The sequence below is a fragment of the Pseudonocardia abyssalis genome (assembly GCF_019263705.2).
GTDB classification, from domain to species: Bacteria; Actinomycetota; Actinomycetes; order Mycobacteriales; family Pseudonocardiaceae; genus Pseudonocardia; species Pseudonocardia abyssalis.
In genome coordinates this window covers 2440076-2454346 of the sequence record NZ_JADQDK010000001.1, presented here as the reverse complement: position 1 = coordinate 2454346, position 14271 = coordinate 2440076, and the positions used below count along the sequence as shown (strand labels likewise).

Below are 14271 nucleotides of genomic sequence, written 5' to 3'. Positions count from 1 at the left end.
CACGGCAGACCTCCTGCGGGTCGCCGTTCGGCGCGTGGCGGGCGCCGGTCGGCTCCCCCGTGCGGCGATCAGGCTGCGGAGTGGACGTTCTCGCTACTGTCTCATCCAGTAGATGACGATCCGGTCTCGACGCGTCCGCTCCCCGCTGTGATGTCGAGTGCCGACCAGATCACGAAAGGAATCTCGTGGCGCGGCATCGCTCCCCCCGTGGCCGCCGCACGCAGACCGCGCAGGTCCGACCGGCCCCCTTGTGGCAGCCGGCTCCCCCCGGACCCCGGCTCGTCGGCGCCTCCTCCGTACCGATCGAGAACAGGAATCCGTCGGTTCCCGGTCGCGTCATCGCGGCCACCGTCGCCGGTGGCCTGCTCGCGCTCGCAGCCGAGACGGCGCTCGCGGCGTCGCCGGCAATCGACGACCCCGGCGTGTTCCGGCTCGGTGCGGCGACCCTGAGCGTTCCACCGACATCGAACGCGGTGGTGGTGCCGGTCGCGTTTCCTGCGCCGCTCGAGCCTCCGGTCGCCGACGCCGCGGGTTTGATCAAGGCGGTGGAGCTCGAACGGGTGGCGGACGAGGATGCGCGCCGGGTGGAGACGGCCCGGGCGGCCGAGGAGGCCCGGGCCGCGGAGGAAGCCGCGGAACAGGCCCGGCGCAGCGTCTCGACGGCCACCCGCCTCCTCAGCGGCGGTGGGGTACAGATGATGACGGGACGGATCACCTCCGGGTACGGCCCGCGCTGGGACGCCCAGCACAAGGGCCTCGACATCGCCGCGCCCGTCGGCAGTCCCATCCGCGTTCCCCTGGACGGTGTCGTGGTCGACTCCGGCCCCGCGAGCGGCTTCGGCCTGTGGGTGCGTGTGCGGCACGACGACGGCACCGTCACCCTCTACGGCCACATCGACCGCACGCTGGTGCAGGTCGGGCAGCGGGTGTCCGCAGGGGACGTGATCGCCGAGGTCGGCAACCGGGGCCGCTCCACCGGGCCCCATCTGCACTTCGAGGTGATCACCCCGGGTGGCGGCAACGTCAACCCGACCCCGTGGTTGGACGAGCGGAACATCGCTGTGACGTGAACGACTGTCGGGTCAATCGACAACTCGTTCGAGTGGCGACGTACAGCCGTCACCGGGTGACGTGCCGGCGCGCTCCGTGAGCCGAGAAGTCCGCCCGTACGGGGCGCCTTCTCGCACCCCCGGGTGGTCAGAACGGGTTCCTGTGGCGTGGCGACCCGGCCCCGGGCCACGCCACCAGCATGATCCGGGTACCGGCAGGAGGTGGGAGATGCGAACGATCTTGGTCTCGGTGTTTACCGTCGCTGGCCTGCTCGTCGCCGCTTCCGTCGCGGCAGCGCAACCCGCGCCGCCGCCCAACCCTTCGGACGACGCGCTCGACGCCAGCCGCTCCGCCGTCGTCGAGCGGGCCGCTGAGCTGGGCCGGCTCTCGGGCATGGCGGCTGAGCTCGACGGGCAGGCCGCCGAGGCCCGGGCCGTCCTGCAGAGCCGCCGGGAAGCGGCGTTCGAACGGTTGACGGCGCTGCGGGCCGCCGAGCAGGCGGCCGCGGCCGCGGCGGCCCGCGCTGCCGACGCCGACGTCGCCACCATCGCCGCCCGCGGCGCGGTGGATCAGGCCCGGCAACGGCTCGACCAAGCTGCGGCCGTCACATACCAGCAGACACTCGATCTCGGCCCACTCGGGTTGCTCACCGGTGCGGAGACACCGGAGGACCTGATCGCCAGAGCGGAGTTCGGCAACCTCATCGGGCGGGAGCTGGCCCGGACCATCGACGCGGTGCAGCGTGCCAACATCGACCAGGTCAACGCCGAGTCGCTAGCTCGGGCGGCCGTGGACGAGGCCGAGGAGACGAGCGCAACGGCCGAGCAGGCCCGTGTGGTTGCCGACGCGGCGGTCGAGGACGCAGGCGCTGCCGTCGCCGACCAGGAGGCCCAGCTCGAACGGCTCGACGCGCAGCGGGCGGAAGTCGAGGCGCAGCTGGCGTCCTTCACCGCGACGGACCAGCGGCTCCGCGAGCAGCGCGGCGCCTACCAGTCCTACCAGCAGCGGGCCGCGCAGGCCGCGGAGGAAGAGCGGCGCCGGGCCGAACGGGCTGCGGTCTCGACCGACACCGATGCCGGCAGCTCGACCGGCCCGGCCGCCGCACTGGGTCCGGAGTACGGCTGCCGGACGGGCGTGCCCCGGTGGGGGCCGGTGAAGCGGTGGGTGTCCGATGCGGGGCAGCTGTTGCGCTGCCGCTTCGGCATCGAGTCGGTTGGCGGGGTCGGCCCGCGGGGCCGGGTGTCGGACCACCCGCTCGGCCTGGCGCTGGATTTCTTCGTGGACCGGGAGACGGGCGATGCGCTGGCCGAGTGCGCGTTGCGCAACCGCGGCCCGCTCGCCGTCAGGTACGTCATCTTCCGTCAGCGCATCAACTCCGGCTCCGGCTGGCAGATGATGAAGGACCGCGGGTCCCCCGTCGAGAACCACATGGAGCACGTCCACATGTCCTTCAACGCGTCGCCGGGGGGTTCGCTGGCGTCGGTCCGCTGCTGAGCGGCTCCGTTAAGAGCCCGACGCCGGCGGCTTCGTGGGCGTGATGCCAACATGGATGTGGTCCTGATGGACCGCGTCGGCGAAGAGCCCGGTCCCGGCAGGAAGGACGGGTCCGCCGACCTCGGTCGCACCCGCCGCCCCGGCCGCTACCATGAACGAGGTCAGTACCGGATCGTCCCGGGGGATCGCGGCGACCGGTCGCCCGTCGATCGCGCGCACATCGACGGCTCGGCCGACGGTGTGGTTCGAGACGCGGGTGGTCGGGAAGACGGTGCCGGGGTGGCCGCTGACGAGTACCTGCACGTCCAGGTCCCAGGTCTGCGCCAGCGTGGCGAGCACCGAGAGGATCGGGTCCCCGGCGCGGCGTTCGACGATGTCGTCGCGCGCCGGCCCGGGCAGCTCTATCCCCGGGGCCTCGAGCACCTGCCCGCCGCGCTCGGTCGGGCCGCCCGGTCGGGCCTCGGCGTAGGCGGGACGCGCCGGGTCGATCCGCGAGGTGACCTCCCAGGCGCCGTCCGCCTGCCGGGCGAGTCGCACGTCGAGCAGGACCTCGCGCTCACGGGCGCCGGTGCTGTCCCGCAGTTCCTGCCGGGCGAGCACCATGACGCTCGCCGTCGTGTCGGTCAGCCCCCCGTACTGCGGGTAGACGACCTGGGTGGTCGCGGACGACGCGCTCTCGTCGAGCAGCGCTCCGGCGACGACGACGAGGTCCGCCGGGTAGCCGGCGGCGGCCAGCCGCTCCGACGCAGCCGCGGGGGACGACGGCGACCACGTCCCGACCGACTGCACGAAGCGGACCGCGGTCACCTTGATCTCTGGGGTGACATCGAACGGGGCTGCCTCGAAGCCGTCCGCGTCAGCCGTTCGAGGCGCGGGCACTTCGGCGGCGGTGGGCTGCGGTGCGGGTGGGGTGCTCGTCCGGGGCGGATTGTCGGCCCCGGATGCGTCGGCGACGACGACGCCACCGAGCACCGCGGCTGCGGCGAGCAGGATCCCGACCGCGACGACGCCGATCCGGCGGGTCACCGGTCCCGGCCCCCGTCGCGGAGGTCCACCGAGAACCAGCGCAGGGAGCGACCGTCGCGGGCGGTGGCGGTCCGGCCGCACCGCCATCCGGTCCGCTCGTAGAAGCCGCTCGCGGCGCCGTCGGCCACGACCTCGATGTGGGTCGCCCCGCCGGCGGCGCAGATCCGCAGGAACTCCGCGGTCAGGGCCCGCCCGGCGCCTCCGCGGTGCAGTCGCGGGGCGACCGCGATCGCGGTGAGGTCGGCGACGGCGGTACCGAGTGTGGTGCCGGCGATACGCGGGCGGCGGAGCCGTCGCAGGTAGGCGGCCGAACGGGTACGCAGGAACCGTGCCAGTACGCGCGGTCGGACGAGCAGAGCGCCGGCGCCGTACATCAGCAGGGCGCGCCGGTGCCGCGTGAGCAGCTCGACCCGGAACGCCCCCCGGTCGACCGCCCCCACGAGGAACCCGGCGACCTGTTCCCCATCGTCTGCCGGTTCGTGGCGGACGAGGGCGACGCCGTGCTCGCTGTCGATGTGGGCCTGATGCCACCGGGCGACGAAGCAGGCTCCGAGCGAGGGGAAGAGCCCGACCGGTAGCTGGTCGACGTGTAGCCGGGCCATGGCGCGGACGTCGCCGGACGTCGCCCGCCGGACGGTGACCGCGGACGGGCAGGGTGCTGCCGCCGATGATCGGGCGCCACGAGGACGGGACAGGGGTCGGGGTACCGGCACGGAACGGGGCGCGGGGACGGGCAAGGTGCTGGGCACAGCGGACTCCAGACGGATCACGGAGGTGCGCGCCCCGCAGGTGGAGCGCGTTCAGGTCGTGATGAGCGGGACGGGCGGTGCCCGGAGCCGAAGTCGCTGGCCGGCGGCGCGCTGCCTGTGGCGGCAGGTGAGTTCCGGTGGTACGGGAAGGGTGACGTCGACCGACCGTCGCGAGACGGACCTGAGGACCGTCCGTGGCCGCCACCGGAGGCAGCGGTGGAGCAGTGGCTCGACGCTCGCCACCGACATGACGACCACGGCGGCCAGGAGCAGCTGCCCCAGGGCCACCGGCGTCTCCAGCAGTGCGTGCGTGGCGTCCGCAGTAGCCGAGCCGGGCGGCACGAGCAACGTGGTGGCGTGCCACACGGGCTGGCTCAGCAGGGCGGCGGTCGCCGCCGCGTTCGCGGCACGCGCACGTCCGGCCGTGCGCAGCCGCAGCGCGCCGAGCATCAGTGCGAGCAGGCCCAGCGCCACGGTGTGTGTCGCCGTACCGCCGGCGGCGATGTCGGCGCCGACCGCGACCGCGCCGGCGATCGCGGCCGCGCCGGCGGCTGCAGCCGGATCGCACCACGCTGGTCGCACGCGCCGGGACTCCTCTCGCACAGCCGGACGTTCCCGACGGTACCCGGCCCCGTCACCAACTACGTACTTGGGCAGTTGTACGCAGTGTCGTCGAAGGAAGCAGGACGTGATGAGGCACTACTCGACCGTCGCGGCGATCGCGTTGACCGCGATCAGTCTGGCGACGTTCACCGCCGTCGGAGCGGCCGACGAGACCGGTGCAGCCGTGGTGCCGGGAACGCCGTGCACGGCAACGGCCGAGGCCTGCGTCGACCTCGGACGGCAGCAGGCGTGGCTGCTCACCGGCGGTCGGGTGGTGCGCGGTCCGGTGCCAATCAGCTCGGGTGGGCCGGGCCGGGAGACCCCGACCGGCACCTTCGGGGTGGAGTGGAAGCACATCGACCACGTCAGCGGCGAGTTCGGCACGCCCATGCCGTACTCGGTCTTCTTCGCGCCCGGCGGGATCGCCTTCCACGAGGGACCCATCGACCATCCCTCGGCCGGGTGCATCCGCCTTCCGGCCGCCGACGCCCCGGCGTTCTTTGACACGCTGCAGGTCGGCGACGAGGTGCAGGTGCGCTGAGCCCGAACTGGGCTACGGCCCGGCGAGCGCGGCCTCCACCGCGCCGGCGACCTGGTCGGGGTCGCGGAACACCAGCGGATCGGTGACCCGCACCGCCGAGCCTTCGGGGCGCAGCACCCAGTTGGTGGGCAGGACGGGTGGCGTGCCCAGGGCGGCCTGCACGGCGTTGTCGGGATCGAGCACCGAGGGATAGCCCGGGTCGAGCTCGTCAGCCATCGCCAGGGCATAGGCGGGGCGGTCGCGCACGACGACGCCGAGCACGTCGATCGCGTCCGGCTGCGCGGCGTAGGCGTCGAGCACGGGGATCTCCTCGCGGCATGGCACGCACCAGGACGCCCACAGATTGAGCAGGACCGGCCGCCCGGCAAGCACGGCACCCAGTGGTATGGCACCGATCTCGCCGAGGCAGGGCACGACGACGTCGGCCAGTGGGCCCGGCGGGACGGACACGCCCGAGGGGTCGGGACAGGGCGGCAACGCCGCTGCGGCCCGCGCCGGGCCGAGGGTGGCGTCGTCGGGTCGTTCCGCGACCCGCTCGGCCGTGACGGGCCGCGGGTCGGCGGACGTGTCGGGGTAGGCGTCGGGTCGCGGCCACAACGCGACCACCCCGGCGACGGTGAGCACGACGACCAACACGGTCCACCGCAGCTCCGAACTCACCGTCCGGCTCACAACGGAAGGGTGTAACCGGCGATGGGCCCGCGCAACCACGCCACGAACTCGCCCCACGCCCCCGTCACCAGCAGGGCGCCGAGTAGGACGAGCATGATCCCGCCGGCGATCTGCACCCCCCGGATGTGGCGGCGCAGCCAGCCTGCGGTGCGCACGGCCCAGCCGGTGCCCAACGCGATGAGGACGAACGGCACGCCCAACCCGGCGCAGTACGCCAGCACCAGCACGACCCCGCGCGCGGTCGACGGACCCACCTGGGTGCCGGTGGCCAGGGCGATCACCCCGGTGAGGGTCGGGCCCAGGCACGGGGTCCAGCCCAGCCCGTACACCGCGCCGAGGACCGGGGCGCCGGCCAGCCCGAACCGCGGGACGTGATGGATCCGGACGTCGCGCTGCAGGGCCGGGACGAACCCGAGGAACACCAGGCCCATCGCGATCGTGACGACCCCGCCGATCCGTTGCAGCAGCAGCTCGTTGCCGATCAGCCAGTCCGACAGGCCGAGCACCAGCAGCACGCCTGCGGTGAACACGACCGTGAACCCGCCGACGAACAGCAGTGCGGCTCCGGCGACCCGCCACCGGGCGGTCCGGGTCGCGACCTTGTCGCCGGAGACGCCCTCGTCGCCGACCAGCCCGGCCAGGTAGCCGACGTAGCCGGGCACGAGCGGCAGGCAGCAGGGAGAGGCGAAGGAAATGGCCCCCGCGGCCAGGGCCACCGCGACGGCGACCAGGAGCGGACCGGAGACCGCGAGTTCGGTGAGCCCGTTCACGTCCCGCCGCCCGATGCCGGTTCCTCGGTGGCGATGCGCTGCACCACGGGCAGCAGCTCGGAGACCCGCACCGCGGTAAGGAACACCGCGGCGACGCGGTGCTTCCGGTCCAACACGATCGTCGAGGGCACCGTACTGCGGGGGAACCCACTCAGCGCCAGCAGCGAGCGGCCGGGGTTGTCGTAGATCGAGGGGTAGGTGATGTCCCGGTCGGCCGTGAAGTCGCGGGCGGCGTCGGCGCTGTCGCGCACGTCGATGCCGAGCAGGGTGACGCCCTGTGGCTGCATCTGGTCGTGGATCTGCTGCAGCCCGGGCATCTCCTCGCGGCAGGGGCCGCACCAGGCGCCCCAGAGGTTGAGCACGACTACCTGGCCCGGGAAGTCGTCCAGGCCGATCGTCGAACCGGGTTCGAGGAGGCTCTCCCCGGACAACCCACTCACCGTTCCACGGGAATCCGGCGGGTCGTAGAGGATGCGGGTCTGTCCCCCGGGGGCGACGAAGGTGAACTCGGCGGCCTGGCTGGGTGCAGAGCCGTCCGGCCGGCTGAAGCTGCAGCCGCTCAGCGCCACGAGCAACGCCACCACCAGCGCAGTCGTGACTCGGCCGCGCAGGCGACGGAATGGGACGGGCTGCATGGTCACCTTCGAGTGGGGTCATTACTACTATGCGTTGTAGAAGAAGCTGGTTCAGCAGCGGGGTGGCCGGGGTCGGAGCGTCAGACGACGGGTGTGAACGTGGCGCCGTCGTCGGTGGAGCGGTGTACGCCGCCGGCGGTTGCAGCCAGCAGTTCGTCCGAAGTGGCCGTAACGGCCTGGGGACGGCCGCCCGGGACCGTGCCCGTGGTGGTCCAGGTGACGCCGGCGTCGGTACTGGTGTGTACAGCGCTGTCCAGGTCGAGGCCGTACACCGTGCCGTCGGGCGCCCACGACACGTACGCGAGCTGCGGTCCGGTCGGCGGTGCGAAGGTGCGCCCGCCGTCGGTGCTCAGCGCGGTACCGCCCTGCACCGTCGCCAGCACCCGCTGCGCGGTGCCGGGTTCGACCGCGATGTCCAGCGCCTCGACGGCGGCCCGGTCCTCCCAGGTCCGCCCGCCGTCGGTGCTGGCGCGCAGGAGGCCGTTGGTGGCGTCGTAGCCGTACACGGAATCACCGGCGACCTCGAGGGCGTGGAAGTCGACTTCACCGGTCAGCGACAGCGGCGTCCAGGTCGCGCCGCCGTCGGTGCTCTCCGCGAGCCCGATCGGTTCGGGCAGCGAGTCGTCCGGGGCGGGGTGGCCGCTGGAGAGGAACCGGCCGGGCCCGGCAACGGTGAAGCCCATCAGGTCGCGACCGGCCGCACCGGCCGGGACCAGCCCGTCGGGACCGCTGCGGAACAGCCCATCGTGCGAGGCGACGTAGACGGTCCCGTCGGCCGGGTCGGTCCCGACGCCGTGCACGTGCTCGAAGACCGGCCCATCCGCGGCCGGGACGGTGTCGCCGGGGGAGGAGCAGGCGGTCACGGCGACGGCGGCGAGCGCCAGGGCGGTGATGGTCCGGCAGCGGTGCGGCATGGTTCTCCGGTTCGGTCAGGCCGGCGGGCAGCCGGCGTCGGGTTCGGGGACGAGGAACGGGTTGCCGGCCAGCGCGACGAGGAACTGCTCGAACCGGGGGTCGGCGGGGGTGTCCAGGACCAGGCGATGGCCCCAGGACTGCAGCGACAACGGCGCGCCGAGCCCGGGGAAGGGCGACATCAAGAGATCGTCACCGTCGGTGACACGGAAGCCGAGCAGTCGCGCGGTGTCTGCGGGCAGCAGCGCCGGGTCGTAGGTGACCCACACCGCGCCGTGCTCCAGCGCGTGCACGGCCTCCGCCGAGTCGACCAGGCCGGGCGAGGTGACGCCGTCGCAGGGGGCGGCGCGCGGGCCGTGTGAACCGCCCGTCGGCGGCCGGCCGGGCTCGAGGACCGGCTCCGCCCCGGTCACGTCGTGCTCATGCGCCGGCACCGGTTCGACGATGACGCCCGAGATGGCCGTCGACGGGTCCTGGAGCTGCTCGGTCGGGCGCAGGGCCGCGAGCTCCCGCTCCGCCGCCGACGGCAGCAGCATTCCCACCACGACCGAACCGAAGGACCCCGCGGCAACGAGCAAGACCAGCGGGCCGGTCCACCGCGACCACCGCCCGGCGGGCTCCTGCTCGCTCATCGCCGCCTGCCCCGCAGCACCGGCAGCAGCAGCGCCAGCGCGGCCAGAAGGAGCACCGGCAGGTCCCCGGTGCGCGCGTAGGGCGTCAGGCCGGTGCGCAGCGGTACGTCGGCCCGCAGCAGCGCCGGGTCACCGAGGACGCTCTGCTCGACCACTCTCCCGTCGGGCAGGACGATCACCGAGGAACCGGTGGGGGCGGACTGCAACACGGTGCGCCCGAACTCCAGTGCGCGCATCCGGGCGCCGGCCACCTCGATCGCCGGGACGTCCTCGGTGACGTAGGACGCCGCGTTCGTCGGCACGAGCACGATCTCGCCGCCCGCGGTGACGGCCTCGCGCACACGGTCGGCGAAGAGCACCTCGTAGGAGATGACGACGCCCAGCGGCCCGACCGGCGAGTCCAGCAGCGCGGTGCCCTCGCCGGGGATCGCGTCGCGCGGGACCAGTGCAGTCAGGTCGGTGACCCGTTCCAGTAGCTCGCGGCCGGGGATGTACTCCCCGAACGGGACGCGGTGCTCCTTCTCGTAGCGGCCCAGGATCTCCCCGTCCGGACCCCACAGCACGGCGGCGTTGCGGAATCCGGTGCCCTGGTTCTCCACCACCCCGACCACGACGGAGGCGCCCAGGCGGCGGGCAAGCTCGGCGGTGCGGAGGTCCCCGGCCGAGCCGGCCACCGTGCCGGTCACGCTGATCACCGTCTCCGGCAGCACGACCAGGTCGGGGGAGCCGGAGATCAGTTCGGCCACCGCGAACTGGCGGTCGGTGGTGTCCTGGGGGTCGGTGAACACCGCACGCAGGCCACGCGGGCCTCCGCCCTGGACGACCGCGACGTCCAGTGTCCCGCTGTCCGTGGTGTCGACCAGGGTTCCCACCGCGACCGGGAGCGCGGCCACGACCAACGCCGCTGCGACGACCCGTGCGGGTCGCCGCGCCAGCACGAGCGCGGCCAGCGCGACACCCGCCGTCGCGGCGCACGCCGTCACCAGCAGCGACCCGCCGAGCGGTGCCGCCCACGCGAACGGTCCGTCGAGCTGCGAGTGCACCAGGGCGGGCAGCGGGAACCCGTCGAACGGGAACCGGGTCTGCGCCGCCTCCAGCAGCACCAGTGCGCCGGGCAGTGCCCAGATCCCCACGGGTCGGGTGGTCGGGACGAGCGCGAGGGCCACGGCCAGCATCAGCGTCTCGACGAGCGCGATCGCCAGATACCCGGCGAGCGCGAAGCCACCGATCCAGCCGAGCGTCGTCCCGTACAGAACGGCGCCGGCGACGGCCCCCACCAGCAACCGCCCGCGCACGGTCCGATCGTGCAACGCGAACGTCAGGACGGCCGCACCGAGCGGGAGCAAGGGCCACCATTCGCGGGGGGACGCCCCCAGAGCCCACAGACCTCCGGCCAGAACCGCCAGAGCGAGGGAAAGGGGGACGGGAAGGGCCGGGCGCGACGGAACCAGCTCGGTCCTGCGCCGGATCAACTGCGGCAACGTGCGGATGAGTCCCCCCGGATGTCAGGTCCTGCCCGCCCAGTATCTACTAGGCCCTGTAGAAGTTGACGCCCGGCATCGAGCGAGAGACAGCTCAGATGGGACGCCGTACCTGTCCAGGTGCATGACCGGGCTGCGCTGCCCGGAGCCGGAGAAGGGCCGTAATGTCGTGAAGGTGAGCCGAGCGGTCATCGATCCGGCGCTCGGCTCTCGCTCGCGCCGTGTTGCTGTGGGCTTGTCCTGCTCGCTGGCCTTGGCTGCCGACCTGCTGACGGACGAGGCGCCCCTGCATGTGCTGACGCTCGTTGCCGTCACCGCACTGGTGGCCGCGACGAGGCTGCACCTGATGGGCAGCTCCTACGGTTTAATGCGCGCTCTCGGTGCGTGCGCTGCGTCGCAACCCGCGCTCCACATTGCGGCCGAGTTCGGGCCGCACGCGCAGGTCGAGCACGGAGTCGGTCAGCAGATCGGTCACGCCGACCTCGCAGTGATGGTCACGCAGATCGTCATCGCGACAGTGATCGTCGGCGTTGTCTCGTTCAGCGACCAGATAGTGGCTGCAGTGGTCGGCGTCATCAGAGTCGCGCGAATCACGTCATCATTCGCGCGTACCAGAGTGTCGTCGGCGGTGACGCGCCGCGCTCCGGCCGCAAGTCGACTGACCAGCCGATACCGACCAGGAATGGTGGCTCTGCGGGGTCCGCCGCCTCGCTTCGTTGCCTGATTCTCGACGCTGACATCTTGGTGATCAGTGGTGGTCCGTCACGTCGCTGAGGTCTCCCTTGCCTGGTGATGTGCGTCTGTGCAGGCGACTACTCCCGTTGCATTCATTATCTATTAGATCCTTATTGAGCATGGAGCGAGCTGTACATGTATACGCAAATACTCGCGGCACATCCGGTAGGTACCGACGGCAGTGGGGGGTGGGTGGCTGTCGCGGTGTTCGGTGTGATCTTGATACTCGTGCTCCTGATCGCGGCTGCGCATCTCACGGATCCTGATCGACGTGCGCGATCGGCTGGAGCTGAGCAGGACGAACCCATCCCTCACGAGTCGACGGTTCCCGCCACTGACTCCGACCGTGATCCAGCAACGGGTTCGAAGTGAACCGCCTGACGCAGGTCCGCAGGACCCTTGTCCGGCGCGTGTCGTCGTCGCCGGTCGTACGGGGTCGGACCGAACGGCCGGACTCGGGGGATATCTGGTCGCACGGTCCACGGCGCCTCGTGCGACTCACCGGGGTACTGCTCGGTCTCAGTTTGCTCGGCGGAATCGTCGCAGCCGGCATCGCGTTCCCTGCTGCGATCGGGCTCGGGCTGGTGGCGAACGACGCCAGCGACAGCGTCGGCAGCGTGTCCACCGACGTCCTCGACCAGCCGCTGCCCCAGACGACCATCGTCACCGACAACGCCGGCAACACGATCGCGCAGCTGTTCGTCCCGGACCAGAACCGGCGCTCGGTCACCTCCGACGAGATCTCCCCGGCCATGAAGGCCGCGATCGTCGCCGTCGAGGACCGTCGCTTCTACCAGCACCAGGGCGTCGACTGGCAGGGCACGGTGCGCGCCGTCGTCACCAACTCGGTGTCCGGCAGCATCGAGCAGGGCGCCTCGACGCTCACGCAGCAGTACGTCAAGAACTACCTGCTCTACGTCGACGCGCAGACCGAGACCGAGCGGCTCAAGGCCACCGAGCAGACGCCGGCCCGCAAGCTCAAGGAAGCGCAGATCGCGCTGCAGCTCGAGCAGTCGCTGAGCAAGGACGAGATCCTCACCCGCTACCTCAACATCGTCCCGTTCGGCAACGGCGCCGCCGGCATCTCCTCCGCCGCGCGCACGTACTTCGGCGTCACCCCCGCCGACCTGACGGTGCCGCAGGCCGCGCTGCTCGCGGGCATGGTCCGCAGCACCACGGCGACGGACCCGGTGCAGAACCCGCAGGCAGCGGCCGACCGGCGCAACCTGGTGATCCAGCAGATGCTGGAGCAGCAGATGATCGACCGGACGCAGGCCGACGCCGCGCTGGCAGAGGGGCTGGGGATCGCGCAGCCGCTCAACACCCAGGCCAACGGCTGCATCGGCGCGGGCCCGGCCGGTTTCTTCTGCCAGTACGTGCAGGAGTACCTCGCCGAGGCCGGCTTCTCCACCGAGCAGCTGCGCCGCGGCGGCTACACGATCCAGACCACCCTCGACCGCGGCGTGCTCGACGCCATGCAGGCCTCGCTCACCGCCGAGGTGCCGCCGGACCAGCCGGACGTCGCCAACGTGATGGCCACCGTCCGGCCCGGCACCGACCGGCACGAGGTGCTCGCGATGGGCTCCAGCCGTGTGTACGGCCTCGACGGGGACGCGCTGGAGACCAGCTACGGGCTGCCCTACATCCCGGTCCCGCTCGGCGCGGGCTCGGTCTACAAGACCTTCACCGCCGCCACGGCGCTGGAGAAGGGGCTCGGCATCAACTACCAGCTCTCGGTGCCGCCGAGCGGGTACGCCTCCCCGATCTACGTCGACGGCGGCGGGCGCCCGCTGCCCGTCCAGAACTCCGGCAACTACTCCGAGCGGCTCTCCCTGTCCGACGCGCTCGCGCAGTCGCCGAACACCGCGTTCGTCAAGCTGATGGAGTTCACCGGCGTGCCCGACGTCGTCGACATGGCGGTGCGCCTGGGCATGCGGTCGCTGGCCACGGAGCGCTTCGTCGACCCGAACACCGGCCAGCCGACCGACCGCTCGATCGCCGAGGTCACCAAGGCGCAGCGGCAGGCGTCGTTCACCCTCGGGGTGAGCCCGACGAGCGTGCTGGAACTGTCGAACGTCGGCGCGACGCTGGCCAGCGGCGGGATGTGGTGCCCGCCGACGCCGATCGCGTCGATCACCGACTCCGTCGGCAACCCGGTGCCGGTCACCGAGGCGCCGTGCGAGCAGGTCGTCGACCCGGGCCTGGCCAACGCGATGATGACGGCGATGAGCAAGGACGACCTGCCGGGCGGCACCGCGGGTGCCGCGGCGCGCCAGGTCGGCTGGGACCGCCCGATGGCGGGCAAGACCGGCACGACCCAGGCCAACAAGTCCGCGGCGTTCCTCGGCGTGGTTCCGGAGCTGTCGGGTGCTGTGATCACCTATGACAACGACAACCGCCCCGACGCGCTCTGTGATGGGGCCGGTTCGCCGTTCGCTTGTACGCGCGGCAACATCTTCGGCGGCAAGACCCCGGCCGAGACGTGGTTCGGGACGGTGGCTCCGCTGTTGGAGGGCCAGCCGGTGACGCCGCTGCCCGCGGTGCAGGACCGGTACCTGGAGGGCGGCGCGGAGTCCCGCGTTCCCGACGTGGTGGGTGACGGGGAGAACGACGCCCGCGCCACGCTGGAGTCGGCGGGCTGGATCGTGACCATCCGCGAGCAGGACAACGCGTCCTCGCCCGGCACCGTCATCGGGCAGAGCCCGCGCGGCACGGCGCTTCCCGGCGAGACGATCGTGCTGACGGTGAGCACCGGCGAGGTCCCGCCACCGCCCGCCCCGCCGGGGGACGAACCCCCGGCTGAGGGAGAGGACGACTCGCCGCCCGCCGACGACGGCGGCGACGATGCGGATGGAGGCTGACGGTCCGGCACCAGAAAGGCACCGTATCGAGAGGTGAGAAGCTGACGATCGCGGCGCTGGACGGTGCAGCAGGGCGCCGTCCGGCCACGTGGCGATGCCACGTTCGAGTC

At 72.4% G+C, this 14271-nt stretch carries 14 protein-coding genes; 5 read left to right on the top strand and 9 right to left on the bottom strand.

What is annotated here, in order from left to right; genetic code table 11:
* The first annotated feature begins 185 nt into the window (after window positions 1-185).
* Window positions 186-1070: a M23 family metallopeptidase gene (locus tag I4I81_RS11660; RefSeq protein ID WP_226363891.1), complete on the top strand. Its 885-nt coding sequence runs from the start codon at window positions 186-188 to the stop codon at window positions 1068-1070.
* A gap of 208 nt (window positions 1071-1278) precedes the next feature.
* Window positions 1279-2544: a coiled-coil domain-containing protein gene (locus I4I81_RS11655; protein WP_218616029.1), complete on the top strand. Its 1266-nt coding sequence runs from the start codon at window positions 1279-1281 to the stop codon at window positions 2542-2544.
* Window positions 2545-2553: 9 nt separating this feature from the next.
* Here I4I81_RS11655 and I4I81_RS11650 read toward each other — a convergent pair whose 3' ends face one another.
* From I4I81_RS11650 to I4I81_RS11640, 3 genes are all read right to left on the bottom strand, one after another.
* Window positions 2554-3570 (bottom strand): hypothetical protein, encoded by a 1017-nt coding sequence (locus I4I81_RS11650; RefSeq protein ID WP_218601308.1) that lies wholly within the window; start codon window positions 3568-3570, stop codon window positions 2554-2556.
* Window positions 3567-4172: a GNAT family N-acetyltransferase gene (locus I4I81_RS11645; RefSeq protein ID WP_218601309.1), complete on the bottom strand. Its 606-nt coding sequence runs from the start codon at window positions 4170-4172 to the stop codon at window positions 3567-3569. Before I4I81_RS11645 ends, I4I81_RS11650 begins: the two co-directional genes overlap by 4 nt.
* 198 nt (window positions 4173-4370) lie before the next feature.
* Window positions 4371-4901, bottom strand: a complete 531-nt coding sequence (locus I4I81_RS11640; protein WP_218601310.1) for a hypothetical protein — start codon at window positions 4899-4901, stop codon at window positions 4371-4373.
* A 109-nt stretch (window positions 4902-5010) separates the two neighbouring features.
* Here I4I81_RS11640 and I4I81_RS11635 point away from each other — a divergent pair, with 109 nt between their 5' ends.
* Window positions 5011-5463: a L,D-transpeptidase gene (locus I4I81_RS11635; protein WP_218601311.1), complete on the top strand. Its 453-nt coding sequence runs from the start codon at window positions 5011-5013 to the stop codon at window positions 5461-5463.
* Between the two features lie 12 nt (window positions 5464-5475).
* Here the strand turns inward: I4I81_RS11635 and I4I81_RS11630 are convergent, their stop codons facing one another.
* From I4I81_RS11630 to lnt, 6 genes are all read right to left on the bottom strand, one after another.
* The gene (locus I4I81_RS11630; protein WP_218601312.1) at window positions 5476-6135 is read right to left on the bottom strand and encodes a TlpA family protein disulfide reductase; all 660 of its coding nucleotides are present in this window, start codon (window positions 6133-6135) and stop codon (window positions 5476-5478) included.
* Window positions 6132-6905: a cytochrome c biogenesis CcdA family protein gene (locus tag I4I81_RS11625; RefSeq protein WP_218601313.1), complete on the bottom strand. Its 774-nt coding sequence runs from the start codon at window positions 6903-6905 to the stop codon at window positions 6132-6134. The genes I4I81_RS11630 and I4I81_RS11625 overlap by 4 nt, the downstream gene beginning before the upstream one ends.
* Window positions 6902-7540 carry a TlpA family protein disulfide reductase gene (locus tag I4I81_RS11620; RefSeq protein WP_218601314.1) on the bottom strand — a complete coding sequence of 213 codons (639 nt, stop codon included), beginning with the start codon at window positions 7538-7540 and terminating at the stop codon, window positions 6902-6904. Before I4I81_RS11620 ends, I4I81_RS11625 begins: the two co-directional genes overlap by 4 nt.
* 80 nt (window positions 7541-7620) lie before the next feature.
* On the bottom strand, window positions 7621-8454 hold the full coding sequence (locus I4I81_RS11615; protein ID WP_218601315.1) for a F510_1955 family glycosylhydrolase: 834 nt from the start codon (window positions 8452-8454) through the stop codon (window positions 7621-7623).
* Window positions 8455-8469: 15 nt separating this feature from the next.
* Window positions 8470-9084, bottom strand: coding sequence for a thioredoxin-like domain-containing protein (locus tag I4I81_RS11610; RefSeq protein WP_218601316.1), 615 nt, complete (start codon window positions 9082-9084; stop codon window positions 8470-8472).
* Window positions 9081-10556, bottom strand: a complete 1476-nt coding sequence (lnt, locus tag I4I81_RS11605; RefSeq protein WP_225924548.1) for an apolipoprotein N-acyltransferase — start codon at window positions 10554-10556, stop codon at window positions 9081-9083. Before lnt ends, I4I81_RS11610 begins: the two co-directional genes overlap by 4 nt.
* A 133-nt stretch (window positions 10557-10689) precedes the next feature.
* Between lnt and I4I81_RS11600 the strand changes: the two genes are divergently transcribed.
* Both I4I81_RS11600 and I4I81_RS11595 read left to right on the top strand, forming a co-directional pair.
* On the top strand, window positions 10690-11289 hold the full coding sequence (locus I4I81_RS11600; protein WP_218601318.1) for a hypothetical protein: 600 nt from the start codon (window positions 10690-10692) through the stop codon (window positions 11287-11289).
* Window positions 11290-11791: 502 nt separating this feature from the next.
* Window positions 11792-14161 carry a transglycosylase domain-containing protein gene (locus I4I81_RS11595; RefSeq protein ID WP_218601319.1) on the top strand — a complete coding sequence of 790 codons (2370 nt, stop codon included), beginning with the start codon at window positions 11792-11794 and terminating at the stop codon, window positions 14159-14161.
* The last annotated feature ends 110 nt before the right edge of the window (window positions 14162-14271 follow it).